We start from the raw sequence: 16620 nt of genomic DNA on the forward strand, positions 1-16620 counted from the left end.
CCACCGCAAAGGTCTCGGGGGGCAGCGCCCCCACCTTGACCGTGAACTGCAATCCGGTTTGATTCGCCATGGCCTTCCTCTCTTCATCTTCTCGCGGCGCGCGCCATCGCGCCCCGGCTCAATTGGGCAAACGGGAGCCGCCGCCCGCTCGCCACGCTACCGCCCTCTCCGGTGCATCCAGGGCAGGCGAAGATAGGGGGAAACGGGTGACAGGCTGACGGTCTCTGCATTCAGGGGCATCCCTTTACTGCTTTGCCATCGCGACGCCCTGGCGCCGGCAGGCCAGACGGGGCGATGGCAAAACAGAAAAGCCCCGGCCGGCACACCAGACCGGGGAAATTGCACGGGCCGCCCAAGGCGGCCCAGGCTACTGCAAGGAATAACTCAATGAGGGTGAAGCGATTACGCTTCGATCGGGGCACGCCAGTCGTCGGCACCGGAGGTACCGGCCACGGTGTGCTCCCAGTCGATCTTGCGATAGGCCAGGGAGACCTGGATCAGCTGGGTGAAGTCAGACTTCGCCGGATCCTGGCAGTGGGGCATCTGGCAGTCGATGTCGACGATGGTGGCATCGGTCAGCACGGTAGAGAAGAAGTGCTCCTGCTTGCCCTCGACGGAGGTGCGGTACCACTTCAGGGTCACCTTCGGCAGCATCTCGCCAGAGGCCAGGGCGTTGTACATCAGGGGAACGGCCTTGTTCAGGGCGACGGTGAACTTGAAGGGCTTGTGCACACGCTGGCCAGCCGGCTGACCGGATTGCGGATCGGTCGGCACGGTCACCACGTGGTTGAATTCCTGAACCAGCATCTCGTCTTCGTGGCCTTGCACGAAGATGTTACCGACGGACTCGGAGGTGAAGGCGCCAGCGGTGATGTTGCCCTGGGTCTTGCCTTCGATGCTGATATAACACGGAGTTGGCATGGTATTGCTCCTATTGGTTGAACGGTGATAACACTCATCCGCCAATAAGCAGCAACCGTGCCATACGAAACACAGAATAAATACCAATTATAAATCAACAAGTTATATGAAAACTAGAATTCCTGCGCCACAGGGCGGCGCAACTTATTGCGCGAGGCAGACTGATTGTCCGGCATTTATTACATCTGCGGCTTAAAACTCCACCCGATGAGCAATCCATTGCTCCAGACCACACATATGACTGGCCAGGATAAAAAATCCCCGGCCAGGCCGGGGATTGATGCTACTGGGTACCACCCACAGTGAGCTGGTCGAGTTTGAGGGTGGGCTGGCCGACGCCGACCGGCACGCTCTGCCCCTCCTTGCCGCAGACACCCACACCGCGATCGAGCTTGAGGTCGTTACCGACCATGGAGACCTGACTCATGGCCTCGGGACCGTTGCCGATCAGGGTCGCTCCCTTGATGGGGGCGGTGATCTTGCCGTCCTCGATGAGATACGCCTCGGAGGCGGAGAAGACAAACTTGCCCGAGGTGATGTCCACCTGGCCACCGCCGAAGTTGGGGGCGTAGATGCCACGCTTGACCGAGGCGATGATCTCCTCGGGCTCCGACTCACCGGCCAGCATGTAGGTGTTGGTCATGCGCGGCATGGGCAGGCTGGCATACGACTCGCGCCGGCCGTTGCCGGTCAGGGGCACCCCCATCAGGCGGGCATTCTGCTTGTCCTGCAGATATCCCTTGAGAATACCGTTCTCGATCAGCACGTTATAGCCACCCGGCGTCCCCTCGTCATCGATGGTCACAGAGCCGCGCCGCCCGCTCAGGGTGCCGTCATCGACGATGGTGCACAGGCTGGAGGCGACCCGCTCGCCGATGCGGCCGGCATAAGCCGAGGAGCCCTTGCGGTTAAAATCCCCCTCCAGACCATGACCCACCGCCTCGTGTAGCAGCACACCGGGCCAGCCGGCGCCGAGCACCACCGGCATGGTGCCGGCCGGGGCGTCGATCGCCTCCAGGTTGACCAGGGCCTGGCGCACCGCCTCGCGCACATAGCCGAAGGCGCGGCTCTCGTCTCCCTCAAGCTCGAGGAACCAGTCGTAACCGAAACGACCACCACCGCCACCGCTGCCCCGCTCGCGACGACCGCCCTTCTCGGCAATCACGGTCACCGAGAGGCGCACCAGGGGGCGAATGTCGGCGGCCAGGGTGCCGTCGCTGCCGGCCACCAGCACCTCTTCGTAGACGCCGCTGATGGAGGCCATCACCTGGGTGATGGCAGGATCCAAACTGCGGGCGAAGCGGTCCATCTGCTCGAGCAGGGCGATCTTCTGCAGCTTGGAGAGGCTCTCGAGCGGGTCCATCGCAGGATAGAGGAGCCCGGACTCATTACGCCGCCAGGCCTGCACCCGACCGCTGCCACCACTGGCTGCGATGCCGCGGGCCGCCACCACAGATTGCTGCAGGGCGGTGAGGCTCAGCTCGTCGGAGTAGGCAAACCCGGTCTTCTCACCGCTGACGGCGCGCACCCCGACCCCCTGATCGATGTTGTAGCTACCGTCCTTGACGATGCCGTCTTCCAGCATCCAGGACTCGTGCCAGCTGCGCTGGAAGTAGAGATCGCCAAAATCGATTCGGTGGCTCATCAGGCTGCCGAGCAGCCCCTCGAGCCGGCCGGGGTCGAGGTCGTGGGGGGTCAGCAGGGAGGCGCTGACCTGCTCAAGTAGACTCAATCTCGTTCTCCATCGCCGTGTTCGGCGTTCATGTTCATCAGACGGGCGTGGCGCAGTACCGGCATGCGCTCACCCAGCAGGCTTGCCTGCTGCGGGTCGAAGCGGGCACTCACTACACCTGCACCCTCGCCCTTGCAGGCGACCACAGTTCCCCAGGGATCGACGATCATGCTGTGGCCGAAGGTCTCGCGGCCGGTTTCGTGATCGCCCCCCTGATTGGCGGCCACCACCCAGCATTGATTCTCGATGGCGCGGGCCCTTAGCAGGGTCTCCCAGTGAGCGGCGCCGGTGAAGCGAGTGAAGGCAGCCGGCACCAACAGGATGCGGGCCCCGGCGGCGACCAGGGTGCGGTATAGCTCGGGAAAGCGCAGATCATAACAGATGGAGAGCCCCAGCGTCCCCAGCGGCGAAGGCACGGTGACCGGGTGCTCACCCGGACTGAAGGTCTCGGACTCCCGGTAGCGCCCCTGGCTGTCGGCCACATCCACATCGAACAGGTGCAGCTTGTGATAAACCCCCTGGCATATCCCTTCGGGATCAAACACCAGCGAGCTGGTGTGGATCCGCGCCTCCCCCTCGATGCGGGTTGGCATGGCGCCGGCTACCAGCCAGATATTGTGCTCGCGGGCCCACTCGGCCAGCTGTGCCTGAATCGGCCCCTCGCCGAGGGACTCTGCGCCGTCGAGGTAACCTTGCCTCTCCCCAAACAGGGCGAAGTTCTCCGGCAGCAGGGCCAGAAGGGGGCGCTCGGCCGGCAGCTCGGCCAGCAGAGCCGCTATGAGCTCGCGGTTAGCAGGCCAGTGGCGGCCAGAGACCAGTTGCAGGGCAGATAACCACATGGGCGGACTCCTTGTCACACTGAGAATGCGTCATCCCGGGAGAGGGTGTAGTCAAAGACAATGATTCGTTCCAGCACGGGGCGAAAGCGTTGCTTGAGAGCCTCGTGGTCGGGATGGGGCAGATAGCGCTGGCGGGCACGCTCATCGGCGAAGGTCATCAGGACGCAGTGGGTAAATCCCTCCTCTTTCCCCTCCGGGCTGTCGGCGAGCCCCCACTCCACCGCGAGGACACCGGGTATCAGCCCCGGGATGGCCAGAAATCCCTGACGCACCGCCTCTATCTCGGAGGCGGCAGCACCTGGCTTGAAGGTCACCAACAGAATATGACGGATCAATCGAGCCTCCTTGGCGAACTGACTCATGGACGAATGGGGGGCTTGGTCGCCGCCTCGGCCTCTTTGCGCTGCTCCTCGTTGAGCTTGATGCGAGCCTTGTCACGCCCCGCCTCGGTCAGCTGAGGGTTATCGAGGGGGCCCTCTACCCGAAAATCGATGCGGGTCACCACATCCACCACGGGTTCGAGCAACTTGGAGAGGGCAAACACATAGAGGCCGGTCACCGGTGTCACCGAGAAGGCCGCCACCACCGGCAGGGTTCCCCCCAGGTTGGGTGAGAAGCTGAGCTGATAGTCGAGGTTCCAGCGCACCAGATCCGCCACCCCCTCACCACGCAGATTACCGGCAGCCCCCTTCATATAGAGATCCCGGTTCTCGATCACCCCCTGCCGGGCCTTCAGTGTGGCAGTGATGGACTCGAAATAGAAACCCTTGTCGAAGACGTCGCGAAAATCGAGCTTCAGCTTGCGCACCAGGGAGTCGAAGCTGAGGAAGGAGAGCAGGCGGGCGCCGCGATCGTTCACCTCCCGTATGGTGCCCCCATCCAGATGCACCTTGGCATCGCCCCCCAGGGTCGTCAGTTGTGGTCGCCAGGGTACATCCTGCCACCCTCCGCTGAACTCGACATCGGCCGGGGTGTCGCCCAGGGGAGATACATAGCCAAAACGGCGCAGCAGCAGTTCGCTGTTGGCACTCTTGAGGCGCCCCTCGAGTCGGGTCTGCATCCGGGTTCCGTCGCTGCGCCACACCCCCTTGCCGCTGAGGGTCGAGCCGGCCAACTCCATCTTGAAACGATCCAGATTGACCCGACCGGGAGCCGGTTTGAGCTCTCCGCTGACCTGGCCGAGGGGCAGCTCGCCGAAGCGGCAGTCGGCGCAGGTGAAGGTGAGCCAGGGAAGCTGTGCAAGCAGGGTCTGATCCGCCCCAAGATCGGGAGTGCCCCGGAAGTCCTCACTCGAGCCGGACCAGTGCAGGCGGCCAAACTGGGCCTCGACCGGCCGACTGCGGCGGGTCGGCACCCGCACCACCCCGAGCACCTGGGGACTGTCGATCATCACCTCGGTGGCCCCCTCGACTGCCCCCACGGTGAATTGCACCGCCTTGAGGGTGGCCGAGCCAATTCGGGCCTGATTGATGCGCCCATCGACCCACCAGGGAGAGGGCCAGAAGGCAGGCCCCTCCAGGGAGGCCCCGTCGCCACCACGGGCCGGTAGCCAGCCCGACAGGCGGGAGAGCCAGGCCCCTACATCGGCCTGGTTCTGGCTGATGGTCAGCAGCAGGGGGGCATCGCGGATCACCCGGGTACCCGGTTGACCCAGATTGGCGCGCAGCCGGGTCAGGCGGGCCGGGCTCTGGCCATAGTCGAGGCGGGCCGAGAGGTTATGCTCGCTTCCCAGCACGGCGTGGATATCGGCCTTGCCGTTTTGACCCCGCGCCGTGACCCTCAGGGGCAAGACACTCCCCGCCGCCTTGGTGAGCGGTGCCGGCAGATCCAGGGCCATCCCCTGCAGATCCGAGGCGAGATCGACGCTAAATTGCAGCGGCCGGGCGTCATTGAGGTCGACACCCACCTTGCCACTCCAGCGGCCCTTGCCCTTGAGCACCTCACTGCCCGGCAGCGCAAGGGTCGAGCGCGAGGAATCCCACTCCCCCTTGATGCCCACATCGACCCGATATCCGGCCGGACGCACGGCGCCGCGATAGTCGAGAGTGACCGGGTTACCGTAGAGGCGGGCGCTCACTCCCTTGAAGCCCGTCTTCTCGTTGTCAAAATCCAGGATGCCCCTGACCTCCTCCAGCGGGAGGTCCAGCGCCGCCAGACGTACCTTGCTGCGCTCGAACTCGGCCTGCCCCGCCACCTTCACCTCGGTGCCGTTGAGGGGGATGTCGAGGCGCAGGGCCCCCTCCAGGGGGCCGCTGACCTGTACCTGCTCGAGAGCCTGCCCCACCGAGTCCCGCAACGGCGAGTCGTTCAGGTAGCGGGTCACCTCTCCCCCGTCCCCCGCCACACTGGCGGCGATATAGAGGTGGGCATCGGGGGCGAGATCCGGGATCAGGGCATGGATCCGCTCACCACGTACCTTGCCCAGTCGTGCCGAGGCGCTCTGCATATCGAGGGAGGCGTTCTGGAACAGCAGATCGAGCTGCAGGTCGGTGAGCGGTTGCCAGCCGGGATCGAACTGGAAGCGAGCCTGCTCGAGGGGCACGGCCGCCTGGAAGATGCCCTCGCCGCCGGCATAGGGGAAGTCCTGCAGGGCCCCGTACCAGAGCAGGCTGGCCCCCTTGGCGCGTCCTCCCTGGAGGGCTGCGCTCAGATAGTCGACCAATCCCTTGTCCATGGCCTGCAGGGGATAGTAACGATCCGCATGGGCGGCGTTCTTCACATCCACCGAGCCGGTCAGGGCCAGGAAGGGGCGCGCCTCCAGATCGAGGCGAAAGCGGGTAGCCAGGGAGAGATCCGGATTGGAGAGGGCGATATCCTGGCCGTAGAGCACCCAGTTTCCCCGCTCCCGCCACCAGTCGAGGCGGCCACCGAAGCTGTCGACGGCGATGGGGCGCTTGAAGTGGTGCCCAGTATCGATCCGATCTTTTGCCAGACTCAGGGTGAGGGCGCCCTGCTCCGGCGTCAGCCAGAAGCGGCCATCCAGGGAGCCGATACCGGGCACCCACTGCCACTGCCTGAGGCCCAGCCCCTGCAGGGTGCCGCTCAGCGAGGGTGACTGCCACTGAGCATCCGAGCGCAGAACAAGATCGTGGATCTCGCCGCTCGGCTTTGTGGCGGCCAGGGCCTCGGTCGCATCGGGGTAGAGGCCGGAGACGATCTGGCTGAGCAGGGCCAGCTTGCCGAGCTCGACCCGGGGGGCATAACCCAGGATCTGATCGCCCTTGCGCTCCAACTGCAGTTGGCTGCGCAACCAGGGGCGCTCGTCGAGCTTGAGCTGCACGTCGTAACTGGCCAGCTGCCAATCCTGCTCATCCCGGCGCAGCTGGATCTGGCCACCGCTCAGTCCAAGCCGGTGCATCTGACCCTTGTCCTTCCAGATCAGATAGTTGTTGCCAAACTTGAGCAGGCTCTCACCCCACTCACGGCCCTGAAACTCGCTCCACAGTTGCAGATCAAGCTGCCCCTCCAGACGCGGCTCACCGGCGTGGATCCTGGCCAACAGGGGGGTGATGTTGAGGCGATGGGCCCCCAGATAGAGACGCCCCGAGAGATCGTCCAGACGGTGGGAGCGCCCCTTGAGATCGATGATAAGATCCAGCGTGCTCTCGCCGATACCGTCCACCAGATAGGCCTTGCCGACCCCCTGATGGCGATTGCCCCGGTTCTGCCAACCCAGCTCGGCGATGCTGAGGGTGGTGAGCTCCCCCAGGGGCGTCTTGAGACGCAGCCGGCTATCGTGCAGGGAGAAGCGGCGGAAGCTGCCCAGCACCACCTCCAGCAGGGGGTCGATGCGCTGCTGCTGTTCTCGCGAATTCTGTTGGGGGCGGGTCAGATCGAGGGTGAGATCCAGCCCATGGAGCTGCAGATCGCGAAAATGGGGAGCGGCGCTGCGCAGGGAGCGCCAGAGATCCAGGCTGAGCGAGGCGCGAGAGAGGGTAAAACCGAAGGGGCTGTCCGGGGCATCGAGCCGCAGCCCCTCCAGGGAGAGAGCGGGCCCGCGTCCGACCCAGGTTAGCCCCAGGCTCTCGACCCTGGCGCCCGGCCCGAGCAGCCGGGTGACCAACGCCTCCTTGTGCTGGTTGAGCAGGGGGCCGCCCAGACGAACGGCGCTGATCCCGATGGCCAGCAGCACGAACAGGACCCCCAGGGCCAACCAGGCCCGACTCAACCAGCGGTGAAGCATTTACATCATCACCACATCAAACTGTTCCTGGCTGCAGAGCGGCTCGCTCACCACCCGGACCTGCTTGCCGATGAAGACCTCCAGCTCGGCCAGGCTATGGGACTCCTCACCACGCAGGAACTCGGCCACGGCCGGGGCGGCGTAGACGGTGAACTGATCCGCATCATAGGCCCGGTTGACCCGGATGATCTCGCGCAGGATCTCGTAGCAGACCGACTCCACCGTCTTGACCCGACCGCGCCCCTGACACTCGGGGCACTCGGAGCAGAGCACATGCTCCAGGCTCTCGCGGGTGCGCTTGCGGGTCATCTCCACCAGGCCGAGCTGGGAGAAGCCGTTGACGTTGGTCTTGGCCCTGTCTTTGGCGAGCGCCAGCTCCAGGCTGTGGAGCACCCGGCGCCGATGATCTTCCGACTGCATGTCGATGAAGTCGATGATGATGATGCCGCCGAGGTTGCGCAGACGCAGCTGGCGGGCGATGGCCGCCGTCGCCTCGACGTTGGTATTGAAGATGGTCTCTTCCAGGTTGCGGTGGCCGACGAAGGCGCCGGTATTGATGTCCACCGTGGTCATCGCCTCGGTCTGATCGATGATGAGGTAGCCACCGGATTTGAGCTCGACTTTGCGCTCCAGGGCACGCTGGATCTCGTTCTCCACATCGTAGAGATCGAAGATGGGGGACTCACCGGGGTAGTACTCCAGCTTGCCCGCCAACTCGGGGACATACTCCTCGCAGAAGCGCTTGAGGGACTCGAAGCTCTGGCGCGAGTCGACCCGGATCTTGTCGAGCTCGGTGCCGACGAAGTCGCGCACCACCCGAAACGCCAGGCTGGGATCCTCATAGATGACCCGGCACGGCGGATATTTCTGCTTGCGCTCGAGGATCTTGCGCCACAGGCGCTTCAAGAAGGCGGCATCCTGCTCCAGCTCCTGCTCCCCCACCCCTTCGGCGGCGGTACGGATGATGAAGCCGCCCAGCTCGTCCACATAGGCGCTGACCACCCGCTTGAGGCGCTCACGCTCGGCCTCGGACTCGATGCGCTGGGAGACCCCCACGTGGGCGCTGCCGGGCATGAAGACCAGATAGCGGGAAGGGAGGGTGATATCGGTGGTGAGGCGGGCCCCCTTGGTACCCAGGGGATCCTTGACCACCTGTACCATGATGTCCTGCCCCTGGCGCACCAGCTCGGCGATGTTGCCGGCCTGGAACTGCTCCTTCTCCTTGATGGCCACGCACTCGGTGTGCGGCACGATATCGGAGGCGTGCAGGAAGGCGGCCTTGTCCATGCCGATATCGACAAAGGCGGCCTGCATGCCGGGCAGCACCCGGCTGATCTTGCCCTTGTAGATATTGCCGACGATGCCGCGCCTGGCCTGGCGCTCCACATGCACTTCCTGCAACTGGCCATTCTCGACCAGGGCGACCCGGGTCTCGGAGGGGGTCACGTTAATCAACAGCTCTACGGACATATGACTGCTTCCTGATTTTTATAAGATTCTGATGAAACAGCGCGTCCAAAGCTGGAGGGACCAGAAGAAGGCGGGGTTCAGCGCTGTTCCAGGGCACTCTTGATGAGCAGATCCGTCTCGAGCAGGGGCAGGCCGACCACGGCGCTGTAGCTCCCCTCGATACGGCTGACAAACTTGCCGGCGATCCCCTGAATGCCGTAGGCACCCGCCTTGTCACAGGGTTCACCGGTCTCCCAATAGGCCTCGATCTCGGCCTCATCCAGCTTGCGGAAGGCCACGTTGGTGGTCACCAGCCGCACGTCGCAGCGATCGGCCGACGCCAGGGCTACCGCCGTCATCACCTGATGCACGCGACCGGAGAGGGCCTCGAGCATCTCCCTGGCATCGATGAGATCGGAGGGCTTCTCCAGCACTCGCTCACCGAGCACAACTATGGTGTCGGCACCGAGCACAGGATGTCCCTCGGGGGCCACGGCCAGTCCGGCCTGTGCCTTGTCGCGGGCCAGCCGGCAGACGTAGTCCTGGGGCTTCTCCCCCTCCTGCCGGCGCTCCTCGACGTCACAACGCAGCACCTCGAAACGATAGCCCAGCTGAGTCAGCAGCTCGCGGCGGCGCGGTGAGCCGGAGGCCAGGTAAACTTGAATTCTGTTATTCATAACTACTTGATATTGAAGTGTCTTCTCAATTGACGCAAGACCAGAAAGAGCCAGGGCCAGAGAAACATGGTAGAGAGGGTAGACCAGAAGTAGACCACGTTCAGGGTTGCCCGGCTAAACAGATGCTCGGCCCAGAAGACGGTGACCTTGCCCACCAGGGTAAGGCAGCCCACGATGAGGGCCTGTTGCCACACCGAGAAGTTGCGGATCTTCTGAAACTGGAAGGCCGCCAGGTAGACGACGATGGCCATGGCCATGGCGCGCACCCCCAGGGTGCTGCCGAGCAGCACATCGAGCAGCAGTCCGGCAACCCAGGCGCTGCCCACATTGACTCTGTGGGGCAAGGCCAGGGCCCAGTAGACCAGTACCATGGCGAGCCAGTCAGGCCGGAAGGGGGCCAGCTGGATCGGCAGAGGCAGAATGGAGAGGCTCAGGGCCAGCAGGATCGACAACCAGATCCAGAGCCGGCCACTTGCAGGTTGCAACATCAGGATTTCTTCTCCGCAGCGGGTGCCGGGACGCTGGCTCGCTCGTCATCGTGGAGCTCGGGACGCTTGTCGGTCCACAGCAGCAGCATATAGCGCAGCCGATCGAGGGGCACCAGGGGCTTGGCCTCTACCTGGGCAAAGGGCTTGCCCTCCACATAGTCGGCTCGGGTCACGGTCGCCACCGGGTAGCCTTCCGGGAAGCGGCCGCCAAGGCCCGAGGTGACCAGCAGATCGCCCACCTGGATGTCGGTGTTGCGCGGCAGGTTGCGCAGCTCCAGCCTGTCGAGCTCACCGCTTCCGGTGGCGATGGCGCGCAAGTCGTTACGCAGCACCCGCACCGGCAAGCCGTGGCTGGCATCGGTGATGAGCAGCACCCGACTGGTGGTGGACCCCACGTGCAGCACCTGACCTATCACGCCGAGATCGTTGATCACCGGCTGACCGTTGTAGACGCCGTCGAGGGCCCCCTTGTTGATCAGGATCTGGTGGCTGAAGGGGTCGGAGTCGACCGAGATGAGCTCGGCGACCATCTTGCGCGACTCCTTTTGCACCGGCGAGCCGAGCAGCTCGCGCAACCGCTGGTTCTCATGCTCCAGATGATCCATCTGCAACAGGCGGGCGCGCAGGGTGAAGAGCTGTTGCTCCTGCTGTTTGGTCTGTTCGATCAGATCGCTGCGGGTCTGCACCTGGTCGGACATGGAGTCGAGCAGTATGCCGGGCGCGTTGGCGAGATACTGCAACGGACTGACCAGGGAGCCGAGGTAGACGCGGACGTGCTCGAATGCATTGAAGCGGGAGTCCGCCACAATGGCTGCGATGGAGACAACCACGGCGAGAAAGAGCCGCAGTTGAAGCGAGGGGCCTCGGCCAAATATCGGTTTCATAAAGCGTTACTGGTGTCACCCTGTCGGGTCGAGCCGCATTGGCATCCGATGGCGGCCTGCAGACAGGCACAGGCCACACAAAAGAGCCGGCGTCTTGCCGGCTCATCTTCTGTCACTCGTAGTGGAACAGGTCACCGCCGTGCATGTCGATGAGCTCCAGCGCCTTGCCACCGCCCCGGGCGACACAGGTGAGCGGGTCCTCGGCGACCACCACGGGGATGCCGGTCTCTTCCATCAGCAGGCGATCCAGGTCGCGCAGCAGGGCGCCACCACCGGTCAGCACCATGCCGCGCTCGGAGATGTCGGAAGCCAGCTCGGGCGGGGACTGCTCCAGGGCCACCATGACGGCGGAGACGATGCCGGAGAGGGGCTCTTGCAGGGCCTCAAGAATTTCGTTGGAGTTGAGGGTAAAGCTGCGGGGCACACCCTCGGCCAGGTTGCGGCCGCGCACCTCGAGCTCACGCACCTCTTCGCCCGGATAGGCGGAGCCGATCTCGTGCTTGATGCGCTCGGCGGTCGCCTCACCGATCAGGCTGCCGTAGTTACGGCGCACATAGTTGATGATGGCCTCGTCGAACTTGTCGCCACCGATACGCACGGATTGGGAGTAGACCACGCCGTTGAGGGAGATGATGGCCACCTCGGTCGTACCACCACCGATGTCCACCACCATGGAGCCGGTCGCCTCGGAGACCGGCAGGCCGGCACCGATGGCTGCCGCCATGGGCTCGTCGATGAGATAGACCTCACGGGCACCGGCGCCGAGGGCCGATTCCTTGATGGCGCGGCGCTCAACCTGGGTAGAGCCGCACGGCACACACACCAGCACACGGGGGCTGGGGCGGAAGTAGTTGTTGTCGTGAACCTGCTTGATGAAGTGCTGCAGCATCTTCTCGGTCACGTAGAAATCGGCGATCACCCCGTCCTTCATGGGACGGATGGCGGAGATGTTGCCGGGGGTACGGCCCAGCATCTGCTTGGCCGCGTGGCCAACGGCGGCCACCGACTTGGCGTTCCCGCGCTCTTGGCGAATGGCGACAACGGACGGTTCGTTGAGGACGATCCCCTGATCCTTTACATAAATCAGGGTGTTGGCTGTTCCCAGATCGATCGACAGATCGTTGGAGAAGACGCCTCTGAGCTTTTTGAACATGGCTACGGGAAATCCTAAGAATTTGGAAGAGCAGAAAACCGGCTAACTTTACCAATGCCCATCACGCCCTGCAAGCGAACAACCCCTTACCAATGGCCTGACACGACAATTTATGCGAGCCGTCACTTACCTTGTGCCGCCCGCCTCCTGCCGTGGCCTGAGCGGGCGACGAAAATAACGCCATCTATCAATCCGCAACCGGATTAATTAAGGCGCTCCCGACGATAGATGATGCGATCGTTTCCCCGGGAGACACCAAAGATGGCCTCCCCCTGCAGAGAATCGGGATCAAAGAGCCAGAGGGGAGCGCCCGGTTGGCGCGAGAGATCGACCCGGTAAGGGACCCTAAGGGCCACTCCAGGCGCCCCCAAGTGAAACCAGGTTTCCCCCTGCGCCACCCGAGTCTGCCCGGAGCCGGGAGCCTGAACACCCAGACCCAGGCGAATTTTTCCCTGTTCCGGGAAGGTGAGCATACCACTGGCTGCGTCATAAGAGTGGCCCGCCCCGGTGAAATCATAACCGGTCAGATTGAGCTGGGTGCAACTGTCGTCACGGTTGAGCAACCAGCTTTCCCCCTGATAAAACTCCAGCTGCTGGCGCAAGGCGAGCGGGGCACTGGCCGACCCCTGCGCCGTCCTGACCGCAAGGCGGCCGTGGCGCAGCACCTGGCTCCCCAGCCTGACCGCATCACAGCGCCCGCTGGCTGCACAATCCCCCGGCTCATCGGCACGCATATCGGGATCGGCAACCCGAGTGACGGGAGGCGTTTCCCCGTCGCGGATCTGCACACCGACCGCCAGCTGTGTCAGGGGATCTTCGGGAGTTGCATTGCGGGAGAGCCGGGTATTCGGAGCCACCGAGCTCACCGGGGCCAACCCGTTCGCCCACAACAGGGTGGGCTCTTGAATGATGCGGGTGGTCAGCGTTCCCCCAAGGTCCCCATTCTCGGCCACCAGCTTGCTCGCCCCTTTGGCAAAAGGCCCACGATAGTTAAGCGTGGTTCCCGCACTCAGGTTACGGGCGGTGACGGTAAACCCGCTGGTAAAGGGCTGCCCCGTATAAGTGAAGGAAGTGAAGGAAGAGCAGGCAGGCAGGATGCTCTTGTTGCCAACCGCAAAATCCCACGGGACGAAGCGCCCGATGGGGGCACCCCAGCGCAGGGGAACCTGTAACTGGGGAGACTCGTCCTGGTAGCCGGGATAGGGGACAAAATCGGTGACACCAGCACGCAGCACTCCCACCTCGCTCCAGCTGGTGGCCAGACGCCCACTGCCGGCGGCCATGGACAGGGTAACGGGCGACAATTGCCCACGCTCGCCATTCACCGGGGCCAGCAGCTGCCAATCCACCGTCAGCCCCTGGGCCGCAAACCCGGGGGTCGCTGCATCAAGGCTGTTCAACGCTCGGGCGAGCAGGTTAAAGCCCTCCCCCGCCTTACGATAGACGGGGCATTGAGCGTAGCTGGCGTCATCGCTGCCGCTGCAAAGCGACTGCCCCTCCCCCTGCAATACGATGGTCCTGGGCAACGCGGCAACCGTATCGCTGCCCTTGAGGTTGAGGGTCCCGGTCCCGTCGCTTCGTTGTACGCTGGCATCGAGACGCAGCACACCGGCATCCGGGTATTGCAGCGTCAGCCGACCGATACCGCTCTCGTCGAAGTCCACGTTGACGTCGGCTCCCGAACTCGGCAGCGTCACGCCGTTAACCACCGGCAGTGCCTGGCTGGCGGCATCGGACACCACCTTGCCATAGCCCAGGCGCAGGCTCTGGGGGCCGGTCAGCAGGGGGAGACAGACCGGTGTTGCCCCTGCGTCGGAGGAGCGGATGGCCCGGATCTCGCTCATGCTGCTCTCGCCGGCATAGAAGGTGGGCAGATTAAAGCGCAGGGCCGCATCGACAAAATCGAGGGTACAGCTGCTGTCGAGCACCCCATCCCGATAACAGCGCAGGGGAGCACTCGGCGAGCTGGAGGAGATAGTCAGGGGCTGGCTACCCACCTGATAGCGCTGCAGGGTCAGGGAGGCACTGCCCGCGCTGCCGAGGGAAACCGGATTGACGCTCCACCCCTGGAGTGGGGAGAGGGTCACGTTCGCTCCCCCGTTATAAAGCTGACTGCAACTGCTATCGATACAGGCCTTGAGTTGTACCCTGGCCGATTCACAGGTCAGCGCCTGAGAGCCATAGTGCAGCTCATAGTGATCGACAGTGGCAGGGGCCGTCTGGCAGCTATAACCGGAGGAGTCGATGACTGAGCCCTGCCACATGGCGACCTCAGGAGAGCTTATCCGGCCATGCAGATAGGAGGCCGACGACATATGAAAAACGCTGCTCTCCTGCTGATAGACGAGACCACTCAGAGTCGAGCCGTTATACAGATAGACCCGACCATAGGAGACCAGCAGCAACTGATTGATATCGCCCCTGGTATTGACGCCCGGACTGTTGATATAGCTGGCAGAATTCATCGAGATATCGTTGACAAAAAGGCGTACCGGCCCGGTCACTTCAATGCGGGTGTCGTTATCCATCCGCAACGTATCAATCCAATAGTCTCCTGCCGCAAGGCGCACCGTATAGGGTTTCCCAGCCCGGCCACTGTAGAGGTTCAGATTTCGAATCGTAATCCCCGACTGCTGTATATCGAGAGATCCATTGTTATAAACAGAAACAGAACCGAAGGAATCGCCATCCGCCGCCGTCAATACCCTGTGCCCTGAGTAGGAAACCGTAATATCAGCCCCACTCGGCAGCGGAAAACGAGAACCAGGCAGTGTCAATGGATTGGTATTTTGAGCCGGCAGGCAAGCGCCTCCATCACAGGCCCCCCAGCTGGAACCTTTGATCTGGCCGCTGTTTTTATACCCCATCGCTCCGTACACCGAGCCCAGTACCCGACCAACCACGGGAGAGTTCTTCTTACCACCCAAATCGATATAGTGATTTGCCTGACGCCCCTGTGCAGGATAGGGAAATGCCTGCGGACACAGCCCCGAAAAGTCGCTACTCGAGTCCACTGGCGTGACACGCAGCACGATATCGTCCCAACTGATGTCGTCCCGATCCCGGGCCGGCAGGGTCTCTATCCAGAGCTCGTAATTCCCGGCCGAGAGCTCGTAATCAATATTCCAGGTAATGTCTCCGTTACCATCGAAGTAGTAGACCAGAGGGGTGTAAGCACTGCCTGCGGTGCGGATAAACATGCGCGATCCCCCCGCAATCGCCCAGTCACGCAGGCGATAGAGGGTCAGGCTATCGAGTCGGGCCCCCCTCTCCAGGGTGAAGGTATGAATTACATAGGTCCCACTGGCCGCAGGAGGGTACCAACGGCTGGCATCCGTGTTGTCGCCGATATGGGTGCGCTCGATAAAGTGGATGGCCGTGCTGCCGCCACTCGCCACCAGCCGGATCCCCGAGAAGCTGAAATCATCCCAATCCCGGCAATTGGAGACATAGCGCCCGGCATAGGCGCCGTTGTTGAAGCAGCTGCCCCATACCGCCATGCGATACTCTCCGGCCGCCAACTGCCACCCCTGGGGCCGGCTGACCCTGTCCCAGGCCAGATAGCCGGCCTGCTCGTTGAGCACCACATTACCGAAGCGATCCCAGATGACTACATTGACCCCGGAGTCCAGCCCCCGGCCATTTTCGAGGCGCACCTCGGCAAGGGTCAGGGGAGCGTTCAGAGAGAAGTGGATCGGGTTGACGGGCACATACTGTCCACCTCGAACCTCGACCAGCCGCGTGGGACTGAGGGCGTTGCTACTGTTATCACCGATAACGAAGTTGCCGGGCAGAAGCAAGTCTGCCCTCACCCCGGCAGAGAGCAGCCAGATGAGCGAGATCAGCAGAAAACGGGTCATGGCGTGGCTCCATCGAAGGCTTCAGCCAACACGGTGCGGCTGACCACCAGATCGGGATTGGCGCTGGTCAGGTCCACCTGGCCACAGGTACCGACACTCTCCAACCGATACCCCCTGGTTCGCGTACCGTGATAGAGCACATCGGCCACCGCGCAACGCACCACAGCCTGACATCCCTTCAGGCCGGCTTGACTGGAAAAGGTGAGGGTGCGATTCGCCTCACAGATCGGAGAAGGGTGCTGTTGTGCCGCAGTGCGATTGGGAAAGAGGCGATAGAGGGCCACCTCGATGCCGCTCTGGGCGGCCAGCAGGGCCCGGGTGCTGCGCACCTCGAGCGTATGCTTCTCACCACTGTCGGTCAGGAATCGGCCCATGGCCGCCGCCAGAAGCGCCATCACAACGATGACGAAGAGGGCGATCATCAGGGCGCTGCC

Annotated in this window: 12 protein-coding genes; all 12 read right to left on the bottom strand. The window is 63.4% G+C overall.

Annotated features, from left to right (window positions below; genetic code table 11):
• Positions 1-402 precede the first annotated feature (402 nt).
• A complete protein-coding gene (gene hcp1 / locus AB5Y48_RS19045) occupies positions 403-921 on the bottom strand; it encodes a type VI secretion system effector Hcp1 (protein ID WP_050664774.1) in 519 nt (172 codons plus the stop codon).
• Between the two features lie 283 nt (positions 922-1204).
• Positions 1205-2653 (bottom strand): metalloprotease TldD, encoded by a 1449-nt coding sequence (tldD, locus tag AB5Y48_RS19050; RefSeq protein ID WP_224163006.1) that lies wholly within the window; start codon positions 2651-2653, stop codon positions 1205-1207.
• On the bottom strand, positions 2650-3492 hold the full coding sequence (locus AB5Y48_RS19055; protein ID WP_050666795.1) for a carbon-nitrogen hydrolase family protein: 843 nt from the start codon (positions 3490-3492) through the stop codon (positions 2650-2652). The genes tldD and AB5Y48_RS19055 overlap by 4 nt, the downstream gene beginning before the upstream one ends.
• Before the next feature lie 14 nt (positions 3493-3506).
• Positions 3507-3827: a Dabb family protein gene (locus AB5Y48_RS19060; protein ID WP_050666798.1), complete on the bottom strand. Its 321-nt coding sequence runs from the start codon at positions 3825-3827 to the stop codon at positions 3507-3509.
• A 23-nt stretch (positions 3828-3850) separates the two neighbouring features.
• Complete coding sequence (locus AB5Y48_RS19065; RefSeq protein WP_368165485.1) at positions 3851-7675, bottom strand: YhdP family protein; 3825 nt, start codon at positions 7673-7675, stop codon at positions 3851-3853.
• Positions 7676-9145 carry a ribonuclease G gene (rng, locus tag AB5Y48_RS19070; protein WP_136614243.1) on the bottom strand — a complete coding sequence of 490 codons (1470 nt, stop codon included), beginning with the start codon at positions 9143-9145 and terminating at the stop codon, positions 7676-7678.
• A 77-nt stretch (positions 9146-9222) separates the two neighbouring features.
• Positions 9223-9801 carry a nucleoside triphosphate pyrophosphatase gene (locus AB5Y48_RS19075; protein WP_050666792.1) on the bottom strand — a complete coding sequence of 193 codons (579 nt, stop codon included), beginning with the start codon at positions 9799-9801 and terminating at the stop codon, positions 9223-9225.
• A 2-nt stretch (positions 9802-9803) separates the two neighbouring features.
• A complete protein-coding gene (mreD, locus tag AB5Y48_RS19080; protein ID WP_050666791.1) occupies positions 9804-10289 on the bottom strand; it encodes a rod shape-determining protein MreD in 486 nt (161 codons plus the stop codon).
• Complete coding sequence (mreC, locus tag AB5Y48_RS19085) at positions 10289-11173, bottom strand: rod shape-determining protein MreC (RefSeq protein ID WP_050666790.1); 885 nt, start codon at positions 11171-11173, stop codon at positions 10289-10291. Before mreC ends, mreD begins: the two co-directional genes overlap by 1 nt.
• Positions 11174-11285: 112 nt before the next feature.
• Positions 11286-12326 carry a rod shape-determining protein gene (locus tag AB5Y48_RS19090; protein ID WP_050666789.1) on the bottom strand — a complete coding sequence of 347 codons (1041 nt, stop codon included), beginning with the start codon at positions 12324-12326 and terminating at the stop codon, positions 11286-11288.
• 203 nt (positions 12327-12529) lie between these two features.
• A complete protein-coding gene (locus AB5Y48_RS19095; RefSeq protein WP_368165486.1) occupies positions 12530-16186 on the bottom strand; it encodes a DUF6701 domain-containing protein in 3657 nt (1218 codons plus the stop codon).
• On the bottom strand, positions 16183-16608 hold the full coding sequence (locus tag AB5Y48_RS19100; protein WP_368165513.1) for an MSHA biogenesis protein MshP: 426 nt from the start codon (positions 16606-16608) through the stop codon (positions 16183-16185). Before AB5Y48_RS19100 ends, AB5Y48_RS19095 begins: the two co-directional genes overlap by 4 nt.
• Positions 16609-16620 lie beyond the last annotated feature (12 nt).

The sequence above is a fragment of the Aeromonas sp. R6-2 genome, assembly GCF_040908155.1.
GTDB lineage: Bacteria > Pseudomonadota > Gammaproteobacteria > Enterobacterales > Aeromonadaceae > Aeromonas > Aeromonas schubertii.